General features: G+C 37.4%; 24 protein-coding genes. 15 read left to right on the top strand and 9 right to left on the bottom strand.

The genetic code is table 11. The annotated features are described in order from the left end of the window. The first annotated feature begins 31 nt into the window (after positions 1 to 31). Together GWK10_RS07765 and GWK10_RS07770 are read left to right on the top strand one after the other, a co-directional pair. Positions 32 to 2,896, top strand: a complete 2,865-nt coding sequence (locus GWK10_RS07765) for a TonB-dependent receptor (RefSeq protein WP_164031245.1) — start codon at positions 32 to 34, stop codon at positions 2,894 to 2,896. 17 nt (positions 2,897 to 2,913) lie between these two features. Further along, positions 2,914 to 4,470: an SGNH/GDSL hydrolase family protein gene (locus GWK10_RS07770; protein ID WP_164031248.1), complete on the top strand. Its 1,557-nt coding sequence runs from the start codon at positions 2,914 to 2,916 to the stop codon at positions 4,468 to 4,470. Between the two features lie 102 nt (positions 4,471 to 4,572). On the opposite strand, the gene GWK10_RS07775 is transcribed toward GWK10_RS07770, so the two are convergent. Then, entirely contained in the window at positions 4,573 to 5,844 is a 1,272-nt protein-coding gene (locus tag GWK10_RS07775; RefSeq protein ID WP_164031251.1) for a sterol desaturase family protein, read from the bottom strand. A gap of 262 nt (positions 5,845 to 6,106) precedes the next feature. On the opposite strand from GWK10_RS07775, the gene atpD reads away from it, so the two are divergent. The 3 genes from atpD to GWK10_RS07790 all read left to right on the top strand — a co-directional run bounded on the left by atpD (position 6,107) and on the right by GWK10_RS07790 (position 8,574). Then, positions 6,107 to 7,615, top strand: coding sequence for a F0F1 ATP synthase subunit beta (gene atpD, locus GWK10_RS07780; protein WP_164031254.1), 1,509 nt, complete (start codon positions 6,107 to 6,109; stop codon positions 7,613 to 7,615). Positions 7,616 to 7,686: 71 nt separating this feature from the next. Continuing rightward, entirely contained in the window at positions 7,687 to 7,980 is a 294-nt protein-coding gene (locus GWK10_RS07785) for a F0F1 ATP synthase subunit epsilon (RefSeq protein ID WP_164031259.1), read from the top strand. Between the two features lie 93 nt (positions 7,981 to 8,073). Continuing rightward, a complete protein-coding gene (locus tag GWK10_RS07790; protein ID WP_164031262.1) occupies positions 8,074 to 8,574 on the top strand; it encodes a hypothetical protein in 501 nt (166 codons plus the stop codon). A 52-nt stretch (positions 8,575 to 8,626) separates the two neighbouring features. Here the strand turns inward: GWK10_RS07790 and GWK10_RS07795 are convergent, their stop codons facing one another. From GWK10_RS07795 to GWK10_RS07825, 7 genes are read right to left on the bottom strand one after another with little or no spacing between them, the layout of a single operon-like run. Next, positions 8,627 to 9,124, bottom strand: coding sequence for a hypothetical protein (locus GWK10_RS07795; protein WP_164031264.1), 498 nt, complete (start codon positions 9,122 to 9,124; stop codon positions 8,627 to 8,629). A 59-nt stretch (positions 9,125 to 9,183) separates the two neighbouring features. Then, positions 9,184 to 9,726 carry a GNAT family N-acetyltransferase gene (locus GWK10_RS07800; RefSeq protein WP_164031267.1) on the bottom strand — a complete coding sequence of 181 codons (543 nt, stop codon included), beginning with the start codon at positions 9,724 to 9,726 and terminating at the stop codon, positions 9,184 to 9,186. A gap of 2 nt (positions 9,727 to 9,728) precedes the next feature. Further along, complete coding sequence (locus GWK10_RS07805; RefSeq protein WP_164031269.1) at positions 9,729 to 11,537, bottom strand: M61 family metallopeptidase; 1,809 nt, start codon at positions 11,535 to 11,537, stop codon at positions 9,729 to 9,731. A gap of 52 nt (positions 11,538 to 11,589) precedes the next feature. Next, entirely contained in the window at positions 11,590 to 12,021 is a 432-nt protein-coding gene (locus tag GWK10_RS07810; protein ID WP_164031271.1) for an ankyrin repeat domain-containing protein, read from the bottom strand. 33 nt (positions 12,022 to 12,054) lie between these two features. Then, on the bottom strand, positions 12,055 to 12,261 hold the full coding sequence (locus tag GWK10_RS07815) for a helix-turn-helix domain-containing protein (protein ID WP_164031273.1): 207 nt from the start codon (positions 12,259 to 12,261) through the stop codon (positions 12,055 to 12,057). A 2-nt stretch (positions 12,262 to 12,263) separates the two neighbouring features. Then, on the bottom strand, positions 12,264 to 12,776 hold the full coding sequence (locus GWK10_RS07820; protein WP_164031275.1) for a DUF2975 domain-containing protein: 513 nt from the start codon (positions 12,774 to 12,776) through the stop codon (positions 12,264 to 12,266). Between the two features lie 3 nt (positions 12,777 to 12,779). Continuing rightward, positions 12,780 to 13,292, bottom strand: a complete 513-nt coding sequence (locus GWK10_RS07825) for a DUF2975 domain-containing protein (protein ID WP_164031277.1) — start codon at positions 13,290 to 13,292, stop codon at positions 12,780 to 12,782. 161 nt (positions 13,293 to 13,453) lie between these two features. Here GWK10_RS07825 and GWK10_RS07830 point away from each other — a divergent pair, with 161 nt between their 5' ends. The 6 genes from GWK10_RS07830 to bioA all read left to right on the top strand — a co-directional run bounded on the left by GWK10_RS07830 (position 13,454) and on the right by bioA (position 18,993). Further along, a complete protein-coding gene (locus GWK10_RS07830; RefSeq protein ID WP_164031280.1) occupies positions 13,454 to 14,593 on the top strand; it encodes an aminotransferase class I/II-fold pyridoxal phosphate-dependent enzyme in 1,140 nt (379 codons plus the stop codon). A gap of 1 nt (position 14,594) precedes the next feature. Further along, positions 14,595 to 15,431 (top strand): LytR/AlgR family response regulator transcription factor, encoded by an 837-nt coding sequence (locus GWK10_RS07835; RefSeq protein ID WP_164031282.1) that lies wholly within the window; start codon positions 14,595 to 14,597, stop codon positions 15,429 to 15,431. A 103-nt stretch (positions 15,432 to 15,534) separates the two neighbouring features. Next, positions 15,535 to 16,527, top strand: coding sequence for a S41 family peptidase (locus GWK10_RS07840; protein WP_164031285.1), 993 nt, complete (start codon positions 15,535 to 15,537; stop codon positions 16,525 to 16,527). 96 nt (positions 16,528 to 16,623) lie between these two features. Then, positions 16,624 to 17,244, top strand: a complete 621-nt coding sequence (gene bioD, locus GWK10_RS07845) for a dethiobiotin synthase (RefSeq protein ID WP_164031287.1) — start codon at positions 16,624 to 16,626, stop codon at positions 17,242 to 17,244. A gap of 157 nt (positions 17,245 to 17,401) precedes the next feature. Beyond that, a complete protein-coding gene (locus tag GWK10_RS07850) occupies positions 17,402 to 17,680 on the top strand; it encodes a GIY-YIG nuclease family protein (RefSeq protein ID WP_164031289.1) in 279 nt (92 codons plus the stop codon). Between the two features lie 41 nt (positions 17,681 to 17,721). Continuing rightward, complete coding sequence (gene bioA / locus GWK10_RS07855) at positions 17,722 to 18,993, top strand: adenosylmethionine--8-amino-7-oxononanoate transaminase (RefSeq protein ID WP_164031291.1); 1,272 nt, start codon at positions 17,722 to 17,724, stop codon at positions 18,991 to 18,993. On the opposite strand, the gene GWK10_RS07860 is transcribed toward bioA, so the two are convergent. Then, positions 18,973 to 19,407, bottom strand: coding sequence for a cytochrome c oxidase assembly factor Coa1 family protein (locus GWK10_RS07860; RefSeq protein ID WP_164031293.1), 435 nt, complete (start codon positions 19,405 to 19,407; stop codon positions 18,973 to 18,975). The two genes, bioA and GWK10_RS07860, sit on opposite strands and share 21 nt — an antisense overlap. A 50-nt stretch (positions 19,408 to 19,457) precedes the next feature. Here GWK10_RS07860 and GWK10_RS07865 point away from each other — a divergent pair, with 50 nt between their 5' ends. The 4 genes from GWK10_RS07865 to bioB all read left to right on the top strand — a co-directional run bounded on the left by GWK10_RS07865 (position 19,458) and on the right by bioB (position 24,054). Beyond that, the gene (locus GWK10_RS07865; protein ID WP_164031295.1) at positions 19,458 to 20,615 is read left to right on the top strand and encodes a beta-ketoacyl synthase N-terminal-like domain-containing protein; all 1,158 of its coding nucleotides are present in this window, start codon (positions 19,458 to 19,460) and stop codon (positions 20,613 to 20,615) included. 69 nt (positions 20,616 to 20,684) lie between these two features. Continuing rightward, entirely contained in the window at positions 20,685 to 21,254 is a 570-nt protein-coding gene (locus GWK10_RS07870; RefSeq protein ID WP_164031297.1) for a hypothetical protein, read from the top strand. Between the two features lie 12 nt (positions 21,255 to 21,266). After that, a complete protein-coding gene (locus tag GWK10_RS07875) occupies positions 21,267 to 22,703 on the top strand; it encodes a flotillin family protein (protein ID WP_164031299.1) in 1,437 nt (478 codons plus the stop codon). A 256-nt stretch (positions 22,704 to 22,959) separates the two neighbouring features. Then, positions 22,960 to 24,054, top strand: coding sequence for a biotin synthase BioB (gene bioB / locus GWK10_RS07880; RefSeq protein WP_164031300.1), 1,095 nt, complete (start codon positions 22,960 to 22,962; stop codon positions 24,052 to 24,054). Positions 24,055 to 24,066: the final 12 nt, after the last annotated feature.

Raw genomic sequence — 24,066 nt, forward strand, 5'->3', positions numbered from 1 at the left:
AAGCAAATTCAAAGTAACCAATAACACTTATATGAGAACACTCTTTTCTTTATGCCTGTTGCTTTTTTGTGCGGTAAGTTTTGCACAAACAAATGTAACAGGAAAAGTGGTTGATGAAAACGATCAACCCATTCCCGGTGCAAACATCAAATTGACAGGTCAGGCTGTAGGGGCGGTAACCGATTTTGACGGGAATTTCAGTTTAAAAGTCGATCAAAATCCCCCTTTCGAACTTCAAGTTTCAAGCATTGGTTTTGCAACCCAAAAAGTTCAAATTACACAAAACAATCAGAACGTAACAGTCAAGCTTGAAGAAGATGTAGCTTTACTAGACGAAATTGTAGTTTCGGCTTCAAGAACACCAGAGCGTCTTTTTGAATCTCCAGTAACTGTTGAAAGAGTTGGCGTTACTGAAATTAAGAACTCCACTTCTGCAAACTTCTATGACGGTTTAGAAAATCTTAAAGGTGTTGATCTTAATACTGGTAGTTTAACTTTTAAGTCTGTAAATACTCGTGGGTTCGCCACTTTTGCAAACACACGTTTTGTGCAATTAGTAGATGGTATTGACAACTCATCGCCTGCACTTAACTTCGTGATAGGTAACCTAGTTGGTATGAACGAGCTTGATGTGAACAGTATCGAGCTATTACCAGGAGCGTCTTCCGCGCTATATGGAGCAAACGCATTTAATGGTATCTTATTTATGACAAGTAAAAATCCGTTTGATCATGAAGGCATCAGAGCTTATGCTAAAACAGGTATTACTTCATCAGAAGATGCTGGTGATAATAACTTCTACGATTTTGGTATTCGTGCAGCTAAAAAGTTCAGTGAAAAATTAGCTGGAAAGGCAAACTTCTCATACTTACAGGGTACGGACTGGTTCGCAACTGATGATAGACAATACTCTGATGCCCGTACAAGAATTGGTGAGCCCGATGAAATCATCAATAAATCTGCTGATCGTCTCGACCATGATGGTTTAAACATCTATGGTGATGAAATTACAACAGCGGCAGCTGGAACTGATCTACGCGGTGTAGCACAACAATTAGAAACAATGGGATTAATTCCTGCTGGAGCGAGTGCGCTTATTCCTGCGGTTAATGTGGGTAGAACGGGTTATAGAGAGCAGGACTTAACAGATTATGAGGCGAGAAGTATCAAATTTGATGCGGCCTTGCACTACCGACCATTCGCCAATGATATTGAGGTGATTTTGACTACACGTCTTGGAAAAGGAAATACTATTTACCAAGGAGCAAACAGATATCAACTCAAAAACTTCATTGTTCAACAGCACAAAGTTGAAGTTAAAGGTGATAACTTCTTCGTAAGAGGTTATAGAACCACAGAAGACGCTAAAGATTCATACGATTTACGATTTACGGGTATCAATATGAATCGTGTAAATGCAACCGAGTGGTTCGGAACATATGCAGGTGCATATTTACAGTCAACCTTGGCTGGAGCTACAGATGCAGATTCGCATGCTGCTGCAAGAATAGCTGCAGATAATGCATTTACACCACAACCAGGAACACCAGAATTTCAACGTCTTTTTGACCAAGTAACATCTGATCCTGACATTTCTACTGGATCTAAGTTTTTAGATAACACATCACTAAATCATGCTGAAGGAAACTATAATTTCTCAAGTCTTTTAAATGATGCAGCTGATGTACAAGTGGGTGCATCCTACAGACAATACTCATTAAATTCTCAAGGAACCATTTTTACAGATTTTGATGGTCCTATTGAGTATAGTGAATATGGTGCATATGTTCAAGGTGTTAAGAAGTTTTTAGAAGATGATAGACTTAGAGTAACTGCATCGATGCGTTATGATAAAAATGAGTTCTTCGACGGTAATATTTCACCTAGATTATCTTTAGGATATTCTGCAGGTGAAAACAAGCAACACAATATTAGAGCTTCTTTCCAAACTGGTTTTAGAAACCCTGATACGCAATCGTTATTTATTGGTTTTGATGTAGGTCGAGCTACACTTGTAGGGTCTTCTCCAGACAACTTAGACAGAAGACTTCCAAATACCGATCTAGTAGGGCGCGATGTTTATTTTGACTCATATTCACTTAATTCAGTACAAGATTTTAGTACTGCTGTTGCGGCTGCAGTTCCAGGAATTTTGGCAGCTAATCCAGGAATTTCATTAGAACAAGCACAGGGACTTGCTGTTCAGCAAAATGCAGGTGTTTTGTCTCCTGAAACTACAGGTTTAGTACAGCCTGAAAAAGTAACAGCCTTCGATATAGGATATCGTGGTAAATTAGGAAACTCAACTTCAGTTGATGTCAATGCATATTATAATATTTATGATGGTTTTATCAATCAACGTAATGTCGTGACTCCTGTTTCAGGAAGCACAACAGATGCAACTGGTGTAGCAGATATTGCTACTGGTAACTTCCAAGTATTCCAAACCTACACGAATTCGTTAGCTGACGTTTCTTCATATGGTCTTATTTTTGGAGTTAACACCAAGCTGTTAGATAAATTTGATGTTGGTGTGAACTACACGCTTGCTAAATTTGATTTTGATCAAGAATCAGACCCAGGTTTTTCAGCAGGTTTCAACACTCCAGAACATAAGGTGAAATTTTCTCTAGGAAGTACAAATCTATTTGACAACTTCGGTTTCGGTATTAACGCAAGATGGAGTGACGAGTATTTCTGGCAAGCAAGTATCGCCAATGCTGTGATTCCTTCTAGAACATTGCTTGATGCACAAATTAATTATAGCGTACCTAGCATAAAGTCGCTATTTAAAGTAGGTGGATCTAATATTTTAGGCGACGAGTATATCACTGCTCCAGGATCTGGAAATGTAGGATCGCAATTCTTCATTTCTTGGACTATCAATAATCTTTAAGCCAAATCAGAAAAATTATGATAATTAAAAATTCAAAATATATAGCACTTGCATTTAGTGCGCTAGGCTTCGTTGCTTGTAACGATGACCCACTTCCTACAGGAACTGAAATAGAAGAAGCAGCTGCAGTAGAAGTTTCTGCTGGCTCAGCTGACTTTTCAAAGTACGTAGCAATAGGGAATTCCCTTACTGCTGGTTTTATGGATGGCGCTTTGTATATCGCTGCGCAGGAAAACTCATTCCCTAATCAACTAGCTCAACAATTTGCTAAAGTTGGCGGTGGCGAATTTACCCAGCCCTTAATGGCTGATAATATTGGAGGAATCACACTAGGTGGAAATCGTATTCAAGAACCAAGACTTGTTTTTGGTGGTGCTGGACCAGTTCCTTTAGAATCTATTGTAGGACCTGTTATGCCAGGAACCGCTCTTGGTGCTAATGATCCTACCGGACCTTTCAACAACATGGGAGTTCCTGGCGCTAAAAGTTTTCATCTCTTAGCTAACGGTTATGGCAACATTGCCAACGTTCCTACTGGTTTGGCAAATCCTTATTTTGCGAGAATGACCGGATCTACTCCTGATGCATCTATGATAGAGCTTGCAGCAGGACAAGCACCAACGTTCTTTTCATTATGGATAGGAAATAATGATGTTTTAAGTTTTGCTACAAGTGGTGGCGCTGGTGTTGATCAAAAAGGAAACCCTGATGCTTCGACATATGGTGGAAATGACATAACAGACCCAGGCTTATTTGCACAAGTGTACGCTGGATTGGCGCAAACACTTACTGCAAATGGAGCAAAAGGTATTGTTTCTAATATTGCAGATGTTACTTCAATTCCATTTTTCACTACTGTTCCGCACAATCCAGTACCTCTTGATGAAGCCACAGCTGGCGCAGTAAACCAAGCCTACGCAGCATATAATGGTGGATTACAACAGGCATTAGCAGCTTTGGCAGGAACTGGTTTATTAACGCAGGAAGAAGTTGACAGGCGCACTATCTCTTTTAGCGCTGGAACAAACAATGCTGTTGTAATTATCGATGAAGATCTGACAGATCTTGGGGCCATCAATCCTGCATTTGCAGCTTTGCCTAAATTAAGACAAGCTACCGCAGATGATTTATTAGTATTACCTGCAGCAAGTTTTATTGGTACACTTGCGGACCCTAACAATCCGCTTTCAGTAAATGGAGTGGCCGTTGCACTAGCTGACAATTGGGTACTTACACCTGAAGAGCAAGCTCTAATTGCAGATGCTACCGCAGCTTTTAACGCAACGATCGCATCAGTCGCAAGTAGCAATGATTTAGCATTACTCGACTCTAACACGTTATTAAGACAATTAACCGAATCAGGGGTACCTTTTGGTAATTTTACCTTAACAGGCAACCTAGTTACTGGCGGAGCTTTTTCCCTTGATGGTGTTCATCCAGGTGCACGAGGCTACGGTCTTACCGCACTTGAAGCGTTACGTGCAATTGATTCGAAGTATGGATCAAATTTTATCTTAGCTGGTGCAGTACCAAATGCTGGAGATTTACCAACAAACTTTTCTCCTACCTTGTAGTAAATAGGAACAAAGAAAGTATATAAAACAAAAGCGCCTCCTTAGTAAGAGACGCTTTTTTTGTTAGATATATTGAGTTTGTTTTAAAACTCGGTAAGGATACTAAGCTGCAATTAATTCACCTAGATCATTCTTTTTCTCATAATAGAGTAAATAAATGGTAGTTAGTAAAGATATAAGCAAATAGACTCCAACAGCATACGAAGCAAACGGGATTATTTTTTCAAGCCCGAACCATCCTGCCGAACTATAAATAAAATAAGCTCCTAATGCCAGTTTTCCAATTTCCGCGTATAGTGAAATACCATGCCTATCCATTAAAGATGTATACGCGAATATTGAAATCATTAAAAACATTGCATACCCAACAATCTGTGTCATGTTCAAATCAGCAACACTTATTAGCAAAAAGTACATGAGCACTAATGTCAAAACTAATTGAAACCAACCCCATAAAACAAAAAACAATGAGCCCGAAGTCCGATATTTTTCCATCTCAAACGGATTCTCAATAATGGAGATTGGATATTTGATCTTAACATCCTTTGGCCTCCAACCTGTAGGCATAAACCAAATTCGTAATTTATCTTTCCAGCTCTTAGTCCGCCAAGCATCTTTTATAATTCCCCATAAATGAATAAAATTGATAAGCAGAGGATTCCACGTACGCACAGGTTTCTTTACACCGTAAACTGGTGGATCTTCTTCTAACTCCTTTTGAAAAGTGCCAAATAGTTTATCCCAAACAATAAATATTTCTGAATAGTTTTTATCGAGATAGCGATCATTTATGGCATGATGCACCCGATGATGAGATGGCGTAACAATGATATACTCTAAAAACCCCATTTTATTAATCAATCTTGTATGATACCAAAACTGGGCAAAAAAATGAATAGGTGCTACAAGTGCTACCACTTCTACTGGAATCCCTATCAAAGCCATTGGTATATATAAAAAGAAATAAATACCAACTATGGCAGAAACACTCTGACGCAGCGCACAAGCCAAATTAAATTCTTCACTACTATGATGGATAATATGTCTATTCCAGAACAGATTTATAGTATGATTAAAGCGATGAGACCAATAGCCCGCAAAATCATGACCAATAAAACACAATATATAAATGAGAGCAGTTGACTTAACTGAGTAAATAGCCAAATGAGTTACCATCCATTCATGGCTAACTATTACCACTGTAAGCCCCATTAAGGTTTTTAAGGTATTAGTGAGGCCAGAGCTAATACTTGAAATAGTATCAAGGCCGTAATTAACTTGTTTCTTCATGAGTACACTTATGAAATATTCAACAAGAATAAGTACAGCAAAACCAGGTATCGCATAGCTCAAAGCGGTTGCATAGGTTTCCATAAATCAATTTCAATTATGAGTTAATTAAACGCTCAAGTTCTTAAAGATATAAAACTTTTAAAATCAACTTGAATTAGGGTACAAACAGCGGTAAAAATCTGCTGTTTTACCCCTAGTTAAATCAACTTAAAAAAAAGGAATTTGTAGCTATTGTTTTTTAAGATAAAAGCATATCTTTGCAGCCGAAAATCAGGTGGGTTTTAAGCCTATAATACTTGAATTTCAGACAACAAAAAACAACATTTTTAAATATAGAATAGTAATGTCTAAAGTTACAGGAAAAGTTGCACAGATCGTTGGTCCGGTTATCGATGTAGAATTTGAGGCTGGTGCCGAACTTCCAAAAATTTATGATTCCTTAGAAATCGCAATGCCAAACGGTTCGCAATTAGTACTAGAAGTACAATCGCACATTGGTGAAGATACCGTTAGAACCATTGCAATGGATTCTTCAGATGGATTAAGTCGTGGAACTGAAGTTGTAGCTACAGGCGCTCCGATACAAATGCCAATTGGCGATGATGTATACGGACGACTATTTAATGTAATTGGCGATCCTATTGATGGGATGGAAAGCTTGGCAAAAGCTGGAAAAGACGGACTTCCAATTCACCGTGAAGCTCCTGCTTTCGATCAATTATCAACTTCTACTGAAGTATTATTTACTGGTATTAAGGTAATCGATTTGATCGAGCCTTATGCAAAAGGTGGTAAAATTGGATTATTTGGTGGTGCTGGTGTAGGTAAAACGGTGCTAATTCAAGAGTTAATTAATAATATCGCTAAAGGTCACGGTGGACTTTCAGTATTTGCTGGTGTAGGTGAACGTACTCGTGAGGGTAATGACTTACTTCGTGAAATGTTAGAGTCCGGTATTATTAAATACGGTGATGATTTTACACATAGTATGGAAGAAGGCGGATGGGATCTTTCTAAAGTAGATAAAACTGCTATGAAAGAATCAAAAGCGACTTTCGTATTCGGACAAATGAATGAGCCTCCTGGAGCTCGTGCTCGTGTGGCACTATCTGGTTTAACTATTGCGGAATACTTCCGTGATGGTGCAGGTGATGGTCAAGGTAAAGATGTACTTTTCTTCGTAGATAACATCTTCCGATTTACACAAGCAGGTTCTGAGGTATCGGCACTATTAGGACGTATGCCATCAGCCGTAGGTTATCAACCAACATTGGCAACGGAGATGGGTGCAATGCAAGAGCGTATTACATCAACTAAAAAAGGATCGATTACATCGGTACAGGCGGTTTACGTACCTGCGGATGACTTAACGGATCCTGCTCCTGCGACAACCTTTGCTCACTTAGATGCAACAACTGTATTATCTCGTAAGATTGCTGAGCTTGGTATTTATCCAGCCGTTGACCCGTTAGATTCTACTTCAAGAATTTTAACAGCTGATATTTTAGGTGATGAGCACTACGACTGTGCGCAACGCGTAAAAGAGTTATTACAACGTTACAAAGAGCTACAAGATATTATTGCTATCCTTGGTATGGAAGAACTTTCTGAAGATGATAAGTTAGCAGTAGGACGCGCTCGTCGTGTTCAACGTTTCTTATCTCAGCCTTTCCATGTTGCAGAGCAGTTTACAGGTATCCCAGGTGTACTAGTAGATATTAAAGAAACTATCAAAGGTTTTAACATGATCATGGATGGTGAGTTAGATCATCTTCCGGAAGCGGCATTCAACCTTAAAGGTACTATCGAAGAAGCTGTTGAAGCTGGTGAGAAAATGTTAGCGGAAGCATAAATCTAGTCGCCAGTCGCCAGTCCGCTGCATACAGTGACTGAAGACTGAAGACTGCAAACTGAAGACTGAATATGTATTTAGAAATCGTATCACCAGAAGCAACCTTATTCAGCGCAAATGTTGACTCTGTAGTTGTACCTGGCATTAATGGTGAGTTTGAAATGCTTGAAAATCACGCACCAATCGTTTCTTTGCTTGGCGAAGGCACAGTGAAGGTTCGTGTGCATAGTCAAGAGCATAAAAGTTTTGATGAATTACCTGAAGTTATTGTTCCTTCTGCTAATGATGCAAAAGTGTTGACATTGAATATTCAGTCAGGTACTATTGAAATGAAAGATAATAAAGTGATTGTTTTAGCCGACTAAGCTGAAGTAACTCCAAAATTTGAAATCCCAAATTCCAACTTAGGAGTTTGGGATTTTTTATATTTGAAATTCTAAACTAATCGATTTCCTCTCTTGAAAAACAATGTTTTAATTACTGAAGGTAAGCGACCCTTTTGGCAACTAGTCATAGCAGCTGCATGCTTTACGGCAACATTATTCCTATTATTCTTAGTAACAAAATCAATAATTGAAGGAGCGTCCGAAAAAGCCCTTGACTACTTCAAAATTACCATTCTTATCTTGGCCGGAGCCATCAATTTTTCTATTCATAAAAGTGTAGCTTTTGATTTTAATAATCTACAATACAAAAAAATTAAGGCTATAGGTTCTTTTAAATTTGGTACATGGAAAGTACTACCTGACATTGAATATGTTTCTGTATTTAAACAGTCTTTAGAAAATTCAAATTACATATATGATGTCAACCTTTGGTATGGTAATGCACATTTAGAAGCTTTTGAAAGCACCAATCCTCTTGAAAGTCTAGAAATGGGAAAGGCTATCGCCCGCACTCTTGAGGTTGATTTATACGATGCCACTAATGGTGAGAGCAAACTAGTTGATCTCGATTAAAACTATTTTACTGTTCAACGTCTAAACTTGGGATTTTTTATGGCATATTTTTTTAGAGCGCTTCAAAAATTAATCCATGTCCTCGCCCTTCTCCATTGGCAAATATCATAGTATCCTCAGTTATAGAAATACAACCATAAACTCTAGATGTCCCAGTTGAAGTATTATTATTAAAAGATGCCCCGTAAGAAAAGTCTAAATAGAAATCACCAGACTCCTCGTAAAAAGTATATTTCGCCCCACCTCCATCATTTATAAGTTCAGGATAAGGATAACAACTTGTGCTTCCGAATTCTACTTCTGCCTCACCAGTATTTGACTTAAAAGTGTAGATTTCATCTTTAAGACATTCTGTTAAATCCTCATCTATTATTCCGTCATCATATTTTTCGAAAACATTAATTATTCTCCATTTCTTTTCGCTATTTTCATGAATAAGATTCACATCTTCAATAGAAAACCTTTCGGAAGATTCTTCTATTGCAGCATCTTTAGTACAAGAAGTAAATAGTATTAAAAAACTTGCGAAAGTGTAGACCAATTTTTTCATTATGTTAAAGGTTAATTGTTTCAACAAACTTGTCAAACACCATGCCACTATTAGTGAATTCAACTTCTATCGTTGGTATTCCATTTCCAAACAATAAAGACCCAATCAACCTCATTATTTGATTGGACTGCTTGAAAACCTATTGCTTTATGCGCATTTAACGATCTGATATTTTGTTTCGCTACAATAGTAACCAAAGGATCATATCCATTTTTATAACAGCTTTGCATATGCGTGTACAACCCCCTAAAAACACCTTTCCCTCGATAATTTTCATCGACACAAACCTGTCCCATAACTAAATACTTTCTATCTGGGAAAAGTCTATCTGCCATCTTGAACATGCCGTCTAACAAAGGAATATCATCTTTAAAATCCCCTAGCATACTTAACGCAAAACCGACGACCCGATCCTCATCTTTAGCGATAATGTGCGGACAAGCATCATTCATTCTTTTCAATAAATAGAAATCATGTTTTAGTGTAACAAAACCATCACTTAGCCGTTTGTTTTCATCAACTTGATCTTTCAGGTTTTCCGATTGCACTTGAAGAATTTGGTGCAGTTCGTCATCGGTATGTGCTCTATGATAGGTGAACATCTTTATTTCACTTTTGAAGAAAGCCAAGCCTCTCGTTTTTTAGCAGCCTTTTTACTAGGCTTTCCTCCTGCAGCTTCTAGCAAGCGAATTGTATATCGTGAGCCTTCATCTAACTGCACTGTCGTTTGAAGATTTCGACCAAAACGAATATAATCAACCAAAATCTGCTTTCCAGGTTTAAATGTTCCAAAAATTTCAGCAGCATTTGCTCCTTTTACCTTTTCTCCATTGATCTTAACGACCTCATCTCCTTTGATCAAACCCGAGCGATAAGCGGCCTGATCTTGATATGGATTACCCGTTATAATTACTTTTTTATCCCGAATATTAATTCTGGCTCCAAAACTAGCAGCATTTTTATTTTGCTCGAGCACCACTCCTACTGAATCAAATAGTGTTGCATAATCGGGCACATTGCTAGCGTAGATGTAACTATTAAAAAACGCATCTGCAAACTCCTTACCCGCGTACTGCTCTAAACTTTGTTGTAGATTAGGAATGGTATAGGCCTGTTCATTCTTACCAAAACGCTTCCAAACTATTTGCATATAACCATCAAGGTCTAAGTTTCCTTTACTTCGCAAGGAAAGATCTAAGGCTAGACCAAGCATACTTCCATAAGAATAATAAGAAACAAATGTGTTCTCTCTATTCACCGGATCGACGGATGTCGCAGCATCAACAAAAGGGGCTTGGTAACTCATTTCAATAGGATTGAAATATGCTAGTGCAGGTGAATTCCACACATAGTTGAACGTTCCACTCAACCCTTCTACATATTCCTTTGTAGTTCTTAAACCTGCTCGACACAACATTAGGTTAGTATAATAGCTGGTAAACCCTTCAGCAAACCAAAGCTCACCGCTCATATTGGCGTTTTCAAAATCGAATGGCTCTAAGCTTTTTGGCCTGATGCGCTCCACATTCCAAGCATGAAAAAACTCATGTGACACCGTGCCTAAATTTCGTTGCATCCCCCCTTTTGCTAAACTTCTAGTTGAAGTTAAAATAGTGCTGTTTCGGTGCTCCATTCCATCGCCAGATGCATTAGGTATATAGCAGGCTAGAAATGTATATTCACCAAAATCAAATTCGGGAAGCTCACCGAAAACTGCCTCTTCTTCCAAAACAATTTTCTTTACACTTTCAAAATATTCATCCAGTTCTGTTTCTGATCCTCGATGATGCAGTACAAAATTAATTTTTTGGATATCCTTTCCTTTTCCTACAGAAAAGCTCCTTTTCGAAAAATTGCTTAACTCAATCGGACTATCCATAAAGTAATAGAAGTTAGGCGCCATAAACTTATTGCCACTTAACCTTTTAAGCTGAGTGGCAACGCGCCATCCCAAGTCATCATTAATATCAAAATAAACCAGAATTGGTCGACTACTTAACACCGGTGCATACATAAAAGTTGCGGGAATATTAAGATGCGCATGGGTAGTATCAATTTGACTGTAAGTCCCATCTGCTCTGTTAGCAAACAGTGTATAGGATAATTCAATTACTCCATCATGTCCCGATATAATCCATTGATACGGATCCGGTCTTGTAATTAATAAAGGGGTTCCTTTACTATCAACAGCCTGAACATTGTACACATTTTTAGCAAACTCATGCAATGCATAACGCCCTGGCGAAGTGCGGCTCATTCGCACTGAAATATCTTGAGCTGGAAGATCTCTAAAAATTGCCGTTATCTCTGCCTCATGATTAACCGCATTCGGAAATGACATTTCATAAACGACAGGTGCTTGCGCCAAAGAAAAATGAGATATAAGCAACAAAAAACTCAGAAAACGTAGCATAGGATTATTTTATCCTTAAAAATAGTTTTAGTTGCTTACATCTGCAAGGCAATTACAAAGACTTAAAATAGTCTATCATGGCTTCTTGTTTGTATTTGGTTGCATAGGCCAAAGCTGTCCGTCCTTTATTGTTTTCCGTATTTGGCTTAGCCCCATTTTTTATGAGTGCTTTAGCCATTTCTAATCGGCCATACTTGGCTGCATACATCAAAGGCGTTTTACCAGAACATTCTTTTTCAAGATCTACTTCTTGCTCTAATAATAAATTAAAACAGCTCTGAGCATTCGTTTTTAGGGTCAATGCTAATAAAGTATAATCCGTACTTCCAGCATCAAAACAGTCATTTTTATTCTCTTCGGAAATTAATGTATTAAAAGTCGTTACATCGTCACCTTTTAATGCGATTACAAAATCTTTAGTTAACTCTTGCGCGAATAAGAAATTACAGATAAAAAAACTGATAATTAGAATTGATTTGTTCATTTTTTGATTGATTTAAAATTAATATTTGATTGATTACTCTTCTATATACTCTAATATATCTGCAGGTTGGCAATCTAGTGCTTTGCAGATCGCCTCTAAGGTTGAAAAACGAATTGCTTTGGCTTTCCCCGATTTCAGGATTGAAAGGTTTGCTGTGGTAATCCCAACAATTTCTGCAAGGTCTTTACTTTTCATTTTGCGCTTAGCCAGCATTACATCCAGGTTTACAATTATGGGCATAGCTATATGGTTAGGTCATTTTCTTGTTGCAATTGGAAACCTTGTTTAAAAATCGCAGATATAAACCCACTAAAAATTGCAATTAGTATATGAAACATGCCATACACTACTTCGTCATTTAACTTTCCATCGCCCATAATAAGGACACCTATGAAAGTTGCTACTGGAAATAGTAAGTTGAAATATGTAAACCAGTCGAGCCTCTTAATAATACTATTTGTGAATAAGGCATCAGATTTGAAAGCCTTCAAAATCCGTAATAATAAAAGGAAATACAGTAAATAGTAGGCTAGAAATAACAAAAGAACAACAATGGTCTTCCCATCTAAGGCTCCCATTACGTAACTATCTACAAAAAGGATTTTTATTTTGAACCTATTATCATCTGTCAACTCAAATCGATTGGTTATCAATGCAAAAGCTACAAAACCAATAAACACACCATATCCAATAACAACAGCCATTGTAACATAGTACAACAGCTTCGAAATTGAATTTTTACCAAACATTTTCATAAACTAAATTGTTAATTCATTTTCTTCTTTCAACTCCTTAGCTCTTTTAAAAATAGAAGCTAGAACATATAAACCGACTCCAGCCGGTACAAGTATCATAAACTCATCCCCTACTTTAAATCGACTTACTGCCACATACGATAGTATTGCTTTAAGTATAAACACATTAACTGCGTAGGTTATAAATATGCTTCCTATTTTTTTGAATAAAGTAATGTTATTGTCTGAGAAATAGTCTCCATTTTTCACATTATCAATAATGGCAGTAAACTTAAAAACCCCATATATCAAATACCCCTTGAAAAAGTATAGCGCCATACTTATTGCATAATAACTCCACTCAATTGCATTTTTTGATGTCCACCAATGCTCATTTTTATCAGCAGTTTTAGCCCATGAGATAAAATTTTTAAATTGATTCGTATCAAAATCTCGTATGTCATTTAGCAAGGCACCAACGCCGAGTAGTACAACTCCCCAGATTAAGTAAGACAGAATGGTTAGATTATCTTTCATTTTTAATTCATTGATTGGTTCAAATATATAAAAATTATTGATAAACAATAATTTTTTATTGAATATTGATGTTTTTTAGTTAAACCTATAAGCTATTTCTAACCTTGTAGGTTTCAAGAATGACGTCTTGTAAGTTCCATTTACGACCGTATATTTACAGCATGCTACCAAAAAAGCTTCTGAAAAAATTAGATCAACGTAAAGAGGAGAATGCGCTAAGAGCATTACCCAACGAAAACAATCTAATTGATTTTTCGTCCAACGATTATTTAGGGTTTTCTAAAAGCGAGGCCATTTTTAAAGCAGCGCACGAGTATTTATCTAATTCCAAAACCCCTCAGAATGGTGCTTCAGGCTCTCGTTTGCTTTCCGGAAATCATTCCTTATATAAGCAGGTTGAAAATTTGCTTATAGACATTCATCAAGCCGAGGCTGCCTTAATTTTTAACAGCGGTTATGATGCTAATATTGGATTCTTTTCATCAGTCCCTCAACGAGGAGATGTCATTTTGTATGACGAATTTATTCATGCTAGCATTCGGGACGGCATCACAATGAGTAATGCTAAAAGCTATAAGTTCAAGCATAATGATTTAGTCGAATTGGAACAAAAATGCCAGACTGAGCGCAGTCGAAGTTCTCATGATGCGGTAATTTATATAGTTACAGAATCCGTATTCTCAATGGACGGTGATACACCAGATCTCAAAAAGTTTGTTACTATTTGCAAGGCGTACAATTGCCATTTAATAGTTGACGAAGCACATGCCGTTGGTGTTTTTGGTAATGGTCTGATTGAACAACTTGACTTACAAAATGATGTATTTGCTCGTGTCATCACTTTCGGAAAAGCGATGGGTTGTCATGGTGCCGCTATTTTAGGGTCCGAAGATCTAAAATCATATCTAATAAATTTTGCGCGAAGCCTTATTTATACCACAGGTTTGCCACCGCACTCATTGGCAACAATTTTATCATCATACAATCAATTAACCCATAATGATGAGCCAATTATTCAACTTCAAGAAAATATCAATTTTTTCAAAAAAGAGGTTGAAAAATCAATCCTAAAGCGGCACTTTATTCCAAGTGATTCTGCAATCCATTGCGCACTTGTTTCAGGAAATGATCGAGTAAAAAAGTTAGCAACAACCCTACAAAACAAAGGCTTTGATGTCAAGCCAATTCTCTCGCCCACGGTGCCTAAAGGTCAAGAGCGGATTAGAATATGTCTTCATAGTTTTAACACGAAAGAAGAAATAAAAAGTATGTTATCTTTATTGGCGGACCTTATTAGTTAACATGATCTCGCTTAATAAAACCGTTGCTTACACCAAAAGTTGGCCTAAAGTGTTGCTCACTTCTTTTATTATAGGAGGTGGCTTAAGTGCCGCACTTATTCTGCTAGAACCTTTTGATACGAGTGAGGCAACAATGTCCTACAAAGAACTTCGTCTGGCAGGTTACACTTTTTGTATTGTAATACCTGCCTCGATTTTTCATTTAGCTGGAAACGCTGTTTATAAAAAACAAAAAAACCGCTGGTTCATTGTAAATGAAGTAACCTATATGGTATTATGCCTTTTCACAGTTATTTCATCTTGCTTTTTGTATAATGTTTATGTTGTAAATAATTCTACTGCCACCACTAGTGGATGGATCTACTTTATGAAATACTATGGTCTTCCTTTCATACCGTTACTAGGCCCACCTTGGATGTATCTACGTTCAAAATTTGGTGAAATTATTGTTCCAACTGCTAATGAAGGGAAATCATCCGAAGTAGTAATTACAATTTCGGGTGAAAATAAATCAGAATCAATATCACTTAATTTTTCTGATTTTGTGTTTGCACAAGCACAACAAAATTATGTAGCTATAAATTACATTGCCGAAGGTGAATTAAAACAAGAGATGATACGATCCACTCTTGCAAACTTAACGAAGCAAATTCCTGATGCTTGGCAGGTACATCGATCGTATCTTGTAAATCTCGACTTTTTAAAGAGTGTTGAGGGTAATGCCCGAAAACGATCTATGACACTTACAACTCCTGCTGAGCCTATTCCTATCTCACAAAAATACTACGAGGCACTCAAAAACCGCCTTTCGAAATCGTCCCAAAACCTTCAAAAATAGCCCGCTTGTTTCAATTTCGTCACTAAAACTTCAATGTGGTCACTCTTGTTTTTTTGACTGATTTTAATATCCTCTATTTGAGGAACATTTAAAATAAAACGTCATGAAAAATATCTTAATCACCACAATTTTCTTGTTCATCAGTACTATTGTACTTCCAAACCAATCAGATAAACTGGAACGAGAAAAACTCATCTCTCAAATTATTACTCTTGCAGAAAATAACATTTGTAATCCTGCTTTTTTAGAAACAGATGAATGGAAGAGCTTTACTACCAAACTACAATCTGATGAAATGCAGCACATGGATGATGCTTCTTTTGAACTTGCCTTCAATCTAGCAGTACGATCGCTCCCTTTTACTCATTTCTATATTAATTATAAGGAGCAATCTTTATCAATCGAAACTAAGAAAAGTGAAAAAAGAAAGGCGGCATTTGAACTTAAAGAAATCGATGAAACAACAGCTATTTTAACGGTTAGAAGTTTTATTTCAGACGCAAGAGGAATGGTAAAATTGGTCAAAGAAATTGAAGCTAAATCATACCAGAACCTTATCATTGACCTTAGAAATAATACCGGTGGTACGCTCGACGCTGCAGTAGTACTTGGTCGTTTTTTAACCAACGACATGATTGATGCGGGCACCTATCTTACCAGAAATTGGTTTATGGAAAACGGAAGATACCCCAGCTTGGAAGAAATTAACAGTTTTCCTTTTCTAACAGACATGACTTATAAAGGGTTTCAAAAAATGAGTCAGGGCAACGGATTTAGAATGGTCCTTCCTCCACATAGTAATCCCATTTTTAAAGGTAATACCTATGTCTTAACCAATAGCAAAACTGCAAGTACATGCGAACCTTTTGTTCATTTGCTAAAAAGTAAAGGAAAAACTATTATTGGAGAAACCACCGCGGGAGCCATGTTAAGTGGGCGATGGTTTAAGTTGGATGATTCATTTTCATTATTTGTTCCAATAATAGATTATGTTACTGCCGACGGAAATAGATTGGATAAAGTTGGTATTACTCCAAATATTGAAGTTAATTCGGAAGATGCCTTGAGTGAAGCTTTAAAGCAACTAAAGGAATAATATCATTTTTATAACTTATTTCACAACGGACAGCGATCAGGATTGGTTGCTGTTCTTTATTTTTGATATCTATTAGCAAATGCTTTTGAAAGCAGTATGAAAAACATTTTTGTTACCGGAATATCTACAGAAGTCGGCAAAACGATAGCTTCTGCCATTATTGTTGAAGCTTTAGAGGCAGATTATTGGAAACCTATTCAATCTGGAGATCTAGATAATTCTGACACTCATAAAGTTGAAAAGTTAATCTCAAACAGTCGATCTGTTTTTCACCCTAATAGCTATGCTCTAAAAACACCGATGAGTCCGCATGCGGCAGCTGAAATAGATGGCGTTACTATTAAATTAAAAGATATACAATCCCCAAAAACTAACAATAATTTAGTGATTGAAGGTGCTGGAGGCCTTCTAGTGCCGCTTAATAACAAGAATACTATTGCCGATATTATACTACCTGACTATAAAATAGTACTTGTTAGTCGTCATTATTTGGGAAGTATTAATCATACACTATTATCAATTGAATATTTGAAAAGTAAGGGATTGCAGGTTGCTGGTATTATTTTTAGTGGAGCTGAACATCCAACAACAGAGACAATTATTAGAAAAATGACTAAGACTCCCATCATAGGACGCATTGATGAAGAACCTTATTTTGATCAAAATGTCATTAAAGAATATGCTGAGTTATTTAGGGGAAATTTGGAAACTTTATAACGAGCGTCACCCTGAACTTGTTTCAGGGTCTCATCAGAGCATCCAGTATAAGTTTTATGATTAGCTTTACTAATTGACCAGCACTTGCTATAATTTTGAAATAAAAAAGCTTTTAGTGAGATGCTGAAACTAGTTCAGCATGACGTAAGTACGAAAAATGAAGGAAAGTTATATTTATGTATTAACTAATAAATATCGAACTACATTTTATATTGGTGTCACAGGAAATTTAAAGAAAAGACTCGTTGAACATACTAGTGGAACGGGTTCTAAATTCACAGGCAAATACAATGTGGTCGATCTTATTTATTTTGAAGTCTTCACGGATATTAATCAGGCAATAGCAAGAGAAAAGCAATTAAAAAACTGGCGCAAAGAATGGAAGTTGAATTTAATTAGAAAAGTCAACCCAACTTTGGCAACATTGGAATACTAATTATGATGAGATGCTGAAAAAAAGTTCAGCATGACGAAACTATGAGTAGCATATCAAAACGCGATAGCAAATACATCTGGCATCCACTGGTGCAACATAAGCATCAAAAAGAAATGCTCGCTATAAAAAGCGCAAAAGGAGTCGTCCTTACTGATGAATCGGGTAATGAATACATTGATGGCATTTCATCTTGGTATACTGCCGTTTACGGTCACTGTAATTCGTTTATTACTGAGAAAGTTCAGGAACAAATGCAACAATTAGATCAAGTGGTTTTTAGCGGATTTACCCATGAACCTGCCGTAAAACTATCCGAAGCTTTGATGAAAATATTGCCGGATAATCAAGCTAAGCTTTTCTTTTCCGATAACGGATCGACTGCAACCGAGATTGGGATAAAAATGGCTTTGCAGTATCACTTTAACAAGGGTAATAAGCGTAATGTGCTAGTAGCTTTTGAAGAAGGATTTCATGGTGATACTTTTGGTGCGATGTCTATTTCAGGACTTTCCGTTTACAACGGCCCCTTTGAAGAGTTTTTTATTGATGTAAAACGTATTCCCGTTCCGAATGGTGAGAATAACCAAGAGGTGTATGATCAATTAAAAAGCTATATCGATCAAGATAATATTGCTGGTTTTGTATTCGAACCCCTTGTCCAAGGAGCTGCCGCTATGAAAATGCATGATGCTAACCGACTAGATGCTCTAATCAAACTATGTAAGGAAAATGAAGTTATAACGGTTGCCGACGAAGTAATGACAGGCTTTGGTAAAACCGGCACCTATTTCGCATCGGATCATTTAACCAATAAACCAGATGTTATTTGTATGTCGAAGGCATTAACAGCAGGCTTACTCCCAATGGCAGTAACAAGTTGTACCCAAGAAATTTTTAATGCTTTTTATGATGATGATATTAGTAAGGGTTTGTTTCACGCGCATACATACACAGCTAATCCGCTTTCATGTACTGCGGCCCTCGCCGGAATTGAATTATTGAAATCAGATGAAATTCAGCAAAACATAAAAAACATTATGACCTGGCATCTAGAGTTTGGTCAGAAGATAGCCGGACATCCTAAAGTAAAAAGCATTCGGCAAATCGGAATCATCTTTGCCTTAGATTTAAATGTTGAAATGGCTCGCTATGGAAATCTAAGGGACAAACTCTATAAATTTTTTATGGATAATGGAGTTTTCCTAAGACCATTAGGCAATACTATTTACATTTTAGCACCCTATATCACTACCAAACAACAAATGAGCAAGATCTATGATGTGATTGAGCGATCATTCCAGATTATCGAGTAGTTCTGGCAACAAATCGATATGTTCTTCAGATTGACCTGCCGTTATAACATATAATTTTTCATAGGTCCATTCATCGTCCTCTTTAGTTCCAAGAACGTACACTCTTGCATCACCTTTTGGTCCTTTGATTGGAATGTTGAAATCGGCTTTCCCTACACCATTACTAAAATTTAGAGAACCATTCATGATACCATCGGCCTCAATAGGCTCGCCAAGAGCATCGATGACCAACTCATTTTTAGAAACTTCTTCCATGGCCAACTCATAAGGCTCTGATCCTGTTAGTGCTTCAGATACTCCAAATATCAAAGCACCTATCCCAAATACAAATGCTAAGATTAGCGTTAAACACCCTCCCAACGGTACAGCCCAAACCCAGTTTCGACCAAACCAACTTTTTTTGTTTTCTTCCATGACTTATGAGTATGATAAACCCTATTTTTGTTTCAAATTCTTCGTAAAAATTGCAGCAACCAATTTCAATTACTGGCCTTTCTTCTATTTCTCCTTTAGGGAGTAACCGATCGGCAATATGGGAATCTTATTTGAAAAATAAGCATCTTTTCACATCTAAAAGTATCAAAAACGCTTCAGTCCCAATAGCAAGATTAGCGGAAAATCAGATTACAGCTATTGAATACTTAAGGCAATCGGAATCAAAATACAAGCACTTAGACGACTCTGTTTTATATGCAATTATTACAGCTAGAAATGCCATTTCGGAATCAGGCTGGAACCAGGATGATGATTTCGGAATCAATATAGGATCATCTCGTGGTGCTACTTCTTTATTTGAAAATTATCACCAACAATTTTTGGAAAAAGGAAATACCGAAACACTTACTTCTCCTACCACAACTTTGGGAAATATCTCGTCTTGGGTAGCGCACGATCTACAAACAAAAGGTCCAGAAATTAGTCATTCCATCACCTGTTCCACTGCATTACACGCAATGTTAAATGGCATCGCATGGCTACAAAGTGGGCTATCAGATAAGTTTTTAGTAGGGGGTAGTGAAGCCGCTTTGACTGATTTTACTATTGCACAGATGCAAGCGCTTAAAATATATTCAAAGGATCTGAAGAACGAATTTCCATGTCGCGCTCTTGATATGGATAAAAAAAGAAATAGTATGATTTTGGGTGAAGGTGCTGCTATGGCATGTCTTGAACTAGGTAAAACAGAGAGTGCACTTGCAACTATATCAGAAATAGGTTATGCCACCGAACCACTTCAACATAACATATCAATTTCTACTGATGCCGACTGTTTTCAACGATCGATGCATATGGCTATTAAAAAAGTGGGCGAAGAAAATATTGATGCCATTGTAATGCATGCTCCAGGTACAATTAAGGGTGATTTAGCGGAGTACAATGCCATACAGAAAATATTTTGTAACAAAATTCCTTTTTTGACTACAAATAAATGGAAAGTAGGTCACACTTTCGGTGCTTCTGGAATGTTGAGTGTTGAATTGGCCATTCTTATGTTACAGCACCAACAAACCATTGAAGTTCCCTACATTTCTCCTCAAACTAAACCCGACAAGCTCAATAATATCCTTGTTAATGCAGTCGGATTTGGAGGAAATGCAGTTTCGATCCTACTCTCAAAATAAGGAAGAAGTAATATTTTTCGTAACAAAGAAGTTACTATCTTACCAATTGATTAACTAACACTAACTATTATGAATACTTGGTTTGAAGCCCTCTCTGGGTTTGAAAAAATTTACTGGATTGTCGCCGGGATTTCATCAATTATCTTCGTAATTCTACTCATTCTCACCCTAATAGGTGGCGAAGTAGAAGATTTGGGTGATGTAGATACTGAGATTGAGGGAGATACTGGAATCGACTTCCAATTTCTATCATTTAAAAATCTAATGGGATTTTTTACCCTATTTGGTTGGTCGGGTATCGCTTGCATTCAAAATGGCGCTCCGCAATGGATCACCGTTATCATATCAGTTATTTGCGGGTTACTAATGATGACCGCCATGGCCGCATTGTTTTACTATTTAGGTAAAATGCAAAGCAGTGGTACACTAAACCTAAAAAATGCGATTAACACAGAAGGTGAAGTATACCTAACCGTTGGATCTAACAGATCTAAAATGGGAAAAGTTCAGGTAAAAGTACAGAATGGATTACGCGATCTAGACGCATTAACAGATGATGAGTCCGATCTCACTCAAGGCACTGTCATTAAAGTAATCGATGTTACGAATACCGGAATTTTAATTGTCAAACAAATTTAAACACTAACTAATATGAAATTATCACAAACTCTCCTGCAGATAGATGGTGGTAGTGCAACCCTTATCGGAATTGCATTCGCCGTTCTGTTTTTCTTTATAATAATTATCACTTTTATCCGTCGCTATAAGCGATGTCCATCGGATAGAATTCTAGTAGTCTATGGTAAAGTAGGCTCAGGTAACTCAGCCAAATGTATTCATGGTGGCGCTGCGTTTATCTGGCCGGTAATTCAAAATTATGAATTTCTTGACCTTACTCCGATATCGATCGAAGTTGGATTACAAAATGCCTTGAGTAAGCAGAATATTCGTGTCAATGTACCGTCTCGCTTTACAATTGGTATTTCTACAGAACCTGGCATTATGCAAAATGCAGCTGAGCGTTTATTAGGTTTAGGCCATCAAGATGTTCAAGAATTAGCCAAAGAGATCATTTTTGGTCAGCTTCGTTTAGTGGTTGCCTCTATGGATATTGAAGAAATTAATGCCGATAGAGATAAGTTTCTTACTAATATTTCGCAAAGTGTAGAATCAGAATTAAAGAAGGTTGGTTTAAAACTAATCAACGTAAACATTACCGATATTGTAGATGAGTCTGGTTATATCGAAGCGCTTGGTAAGGAGGCTGCAGCACACGCAATTAACGCCGCAAGAAAATCAGTAGCTGAGAAAAACAGAGATGGATCGATTGGTGAGGCAAATGCGGTTCAAGATGAACGCACGCAGGTTGCTGCGGCCAATGCAAAAGCTGTTGAAGGTGAAAACTTGGCAAAAATTGAAGTTGCTAATTCTGATTCGTTACGTCGTCAGCGTGAAGCGGAAGCAGAAAGAGTAGCTATCGCATCGGAAAAAGTACAGTCAGCAAAAGCTTTAGAAGAGTCCTATGCGGCTGAAAGAGACGCAGAGGTTGCCAGAGCCGAAAGAGAGCGCAGTAGTCAGCAAGCAGATATTTTGGTGCCCGCTGAAATCGATAAGAAAAAGGTGGAGATTGACGCGGAAGCTGAAGCTGAACGAATTCGTCGTAAAGCAAAAGGTGAGGCAGACGCAATTTTATTTAAAGCGCAGGCAGAAGCTCAAGGTTTGTTTGAAGTATTAACTAAACAAGCGGAAGGTTTAGACCAGATCGTTAAAGCTGCTGGCGATAATCCAAAAGACGCAGTTTTATTATTGATTGCTGATAAATTACCTGAATTGGTTAAAACACAAGCTGAAGCTATTAAAAACATTAAAATCGATAAGGTTACTGTTTGGGATAGTGGTGCTAAAACTCAAGATGGTAAAAACTCTACTGCCAACTTTATTTCGGGAATGTATAAATCAGTACCGCCATTACAAGAAATGTTTAACATGGCTGGTATGCAGTTACCTGAGTATTTAAAAGGTAAAGATGTAACCGCTGAAGAACAAATTGATACTAATGACAAGCCTCAACTAAAGGATGAGGAATAAATAACTAACCTTATTTATTAATAGCCCTGATAGTTTATTACTATCGGGGTTATTCTTTTTAGACCAGATTTTAACAAGCTTAGCTTTATTGAATTTGGGATATGATTTGTGAATAGTCTATTTTTGACTTTATATTATGGCTTAGGGATTGAAGTGGTTACCCCACAGGAGTGATAGCGACGAGGAGTAAAAACGGAAAGCCCGACCCAACAGAGCGACAGCGAAGTTGGGAAAGCCCCAACAACCAAAAATTTTAATGAGTACGACACGACATAACTGGACGAAAGCGGAGATATTGGCTATTTACAATAAGCCGTTAATGGAGTTATTATACGAGGCTGCATCTGTCCATCGCCAATTTCATGACCCTAATACTGTACAAGTTTCAACTTTACTTTCTATAAAAACAGGAGGTTGCCCTGAAGATTGCGGTTATTGTCCGCAAGCTGCTAGATATCATACCGATATTGAAGGGAATGACCTAATGAGCGTACAACAAGTCAAAGCACAGGCATTACGAGCAAAGTCGTCAGGTAGTAGTCGGGTTTGCATGGGTGCTGCTTGGCGTAATGTTAAGGATGGGCCTGAGTTTGATCAGGTATTAGAAATGGTTCGTACTATTAACAAACTGGATATGGAGGTATGCTGTACCCTTGGTATGGTGACCGAAAATCAGGCGCAACGATTAGCAGAAGCTGGTTTATATGCCTACAACCATAACCTGGATACATCTGAAGAATATTATAAAGAAGTTATCTCTACAAGAGGCTACGAAGACCGATTGGAAACAATTGACAATGTTCGTAAAACCAATGTCACCGTTTGTAGTGGTGGAATTATTGGTATGGGTGAAAAAGTAGAGGATAGAGCGGGAATGTTAGTTGCTCTTTCAACATTAAATCCGCAACCAGAATCAGTACCTATTAATGCTCTTGTTGCAGTTGATGGCACACCTATGGAAGAGGAAACTCCAGTTGAAATATGGGAAATGATTCGTATGGTCGCAACGACTCGAATTGTGATGCCAGAAACACAAGTCAGATTATCAGCAGGACGCACAAACATGACTCGCGAAGGGCAGGCAATGTGCTTTTTTGCTGGTGCAAATTCAATTTTTGCTGGTGACAAATTATTGACCACTCCTAATCCTGATGTAAATGAGGATATGGAAATGTTTAAAACACTTGGTCTGAATCCGCAGAAGCCTTTTATTAAGAAAATGCAGCCAGAAACTGTCGAGGCAGCCGATTCTCAATTCGAATCATTAGGTGAGAAACCGAGGTGGACAAGACCAGAACACAAAATTGATCGTAACGAAGAAGCAAAAGCTCAGGCAAAAAGTCGTCTCTAAACTTTAAGAATT

Source organism: Spongiivirga citrea, from assembly GCF_010671565.1.
In the GTDB taxonomy this organism is placed as follows: domain Bacteria; phylum Bacteroidota; class Bacteroidia; order Flavobacteriales; family Flavobacteriaceae; genus Spongiivirga; species Spongiivirga citrea.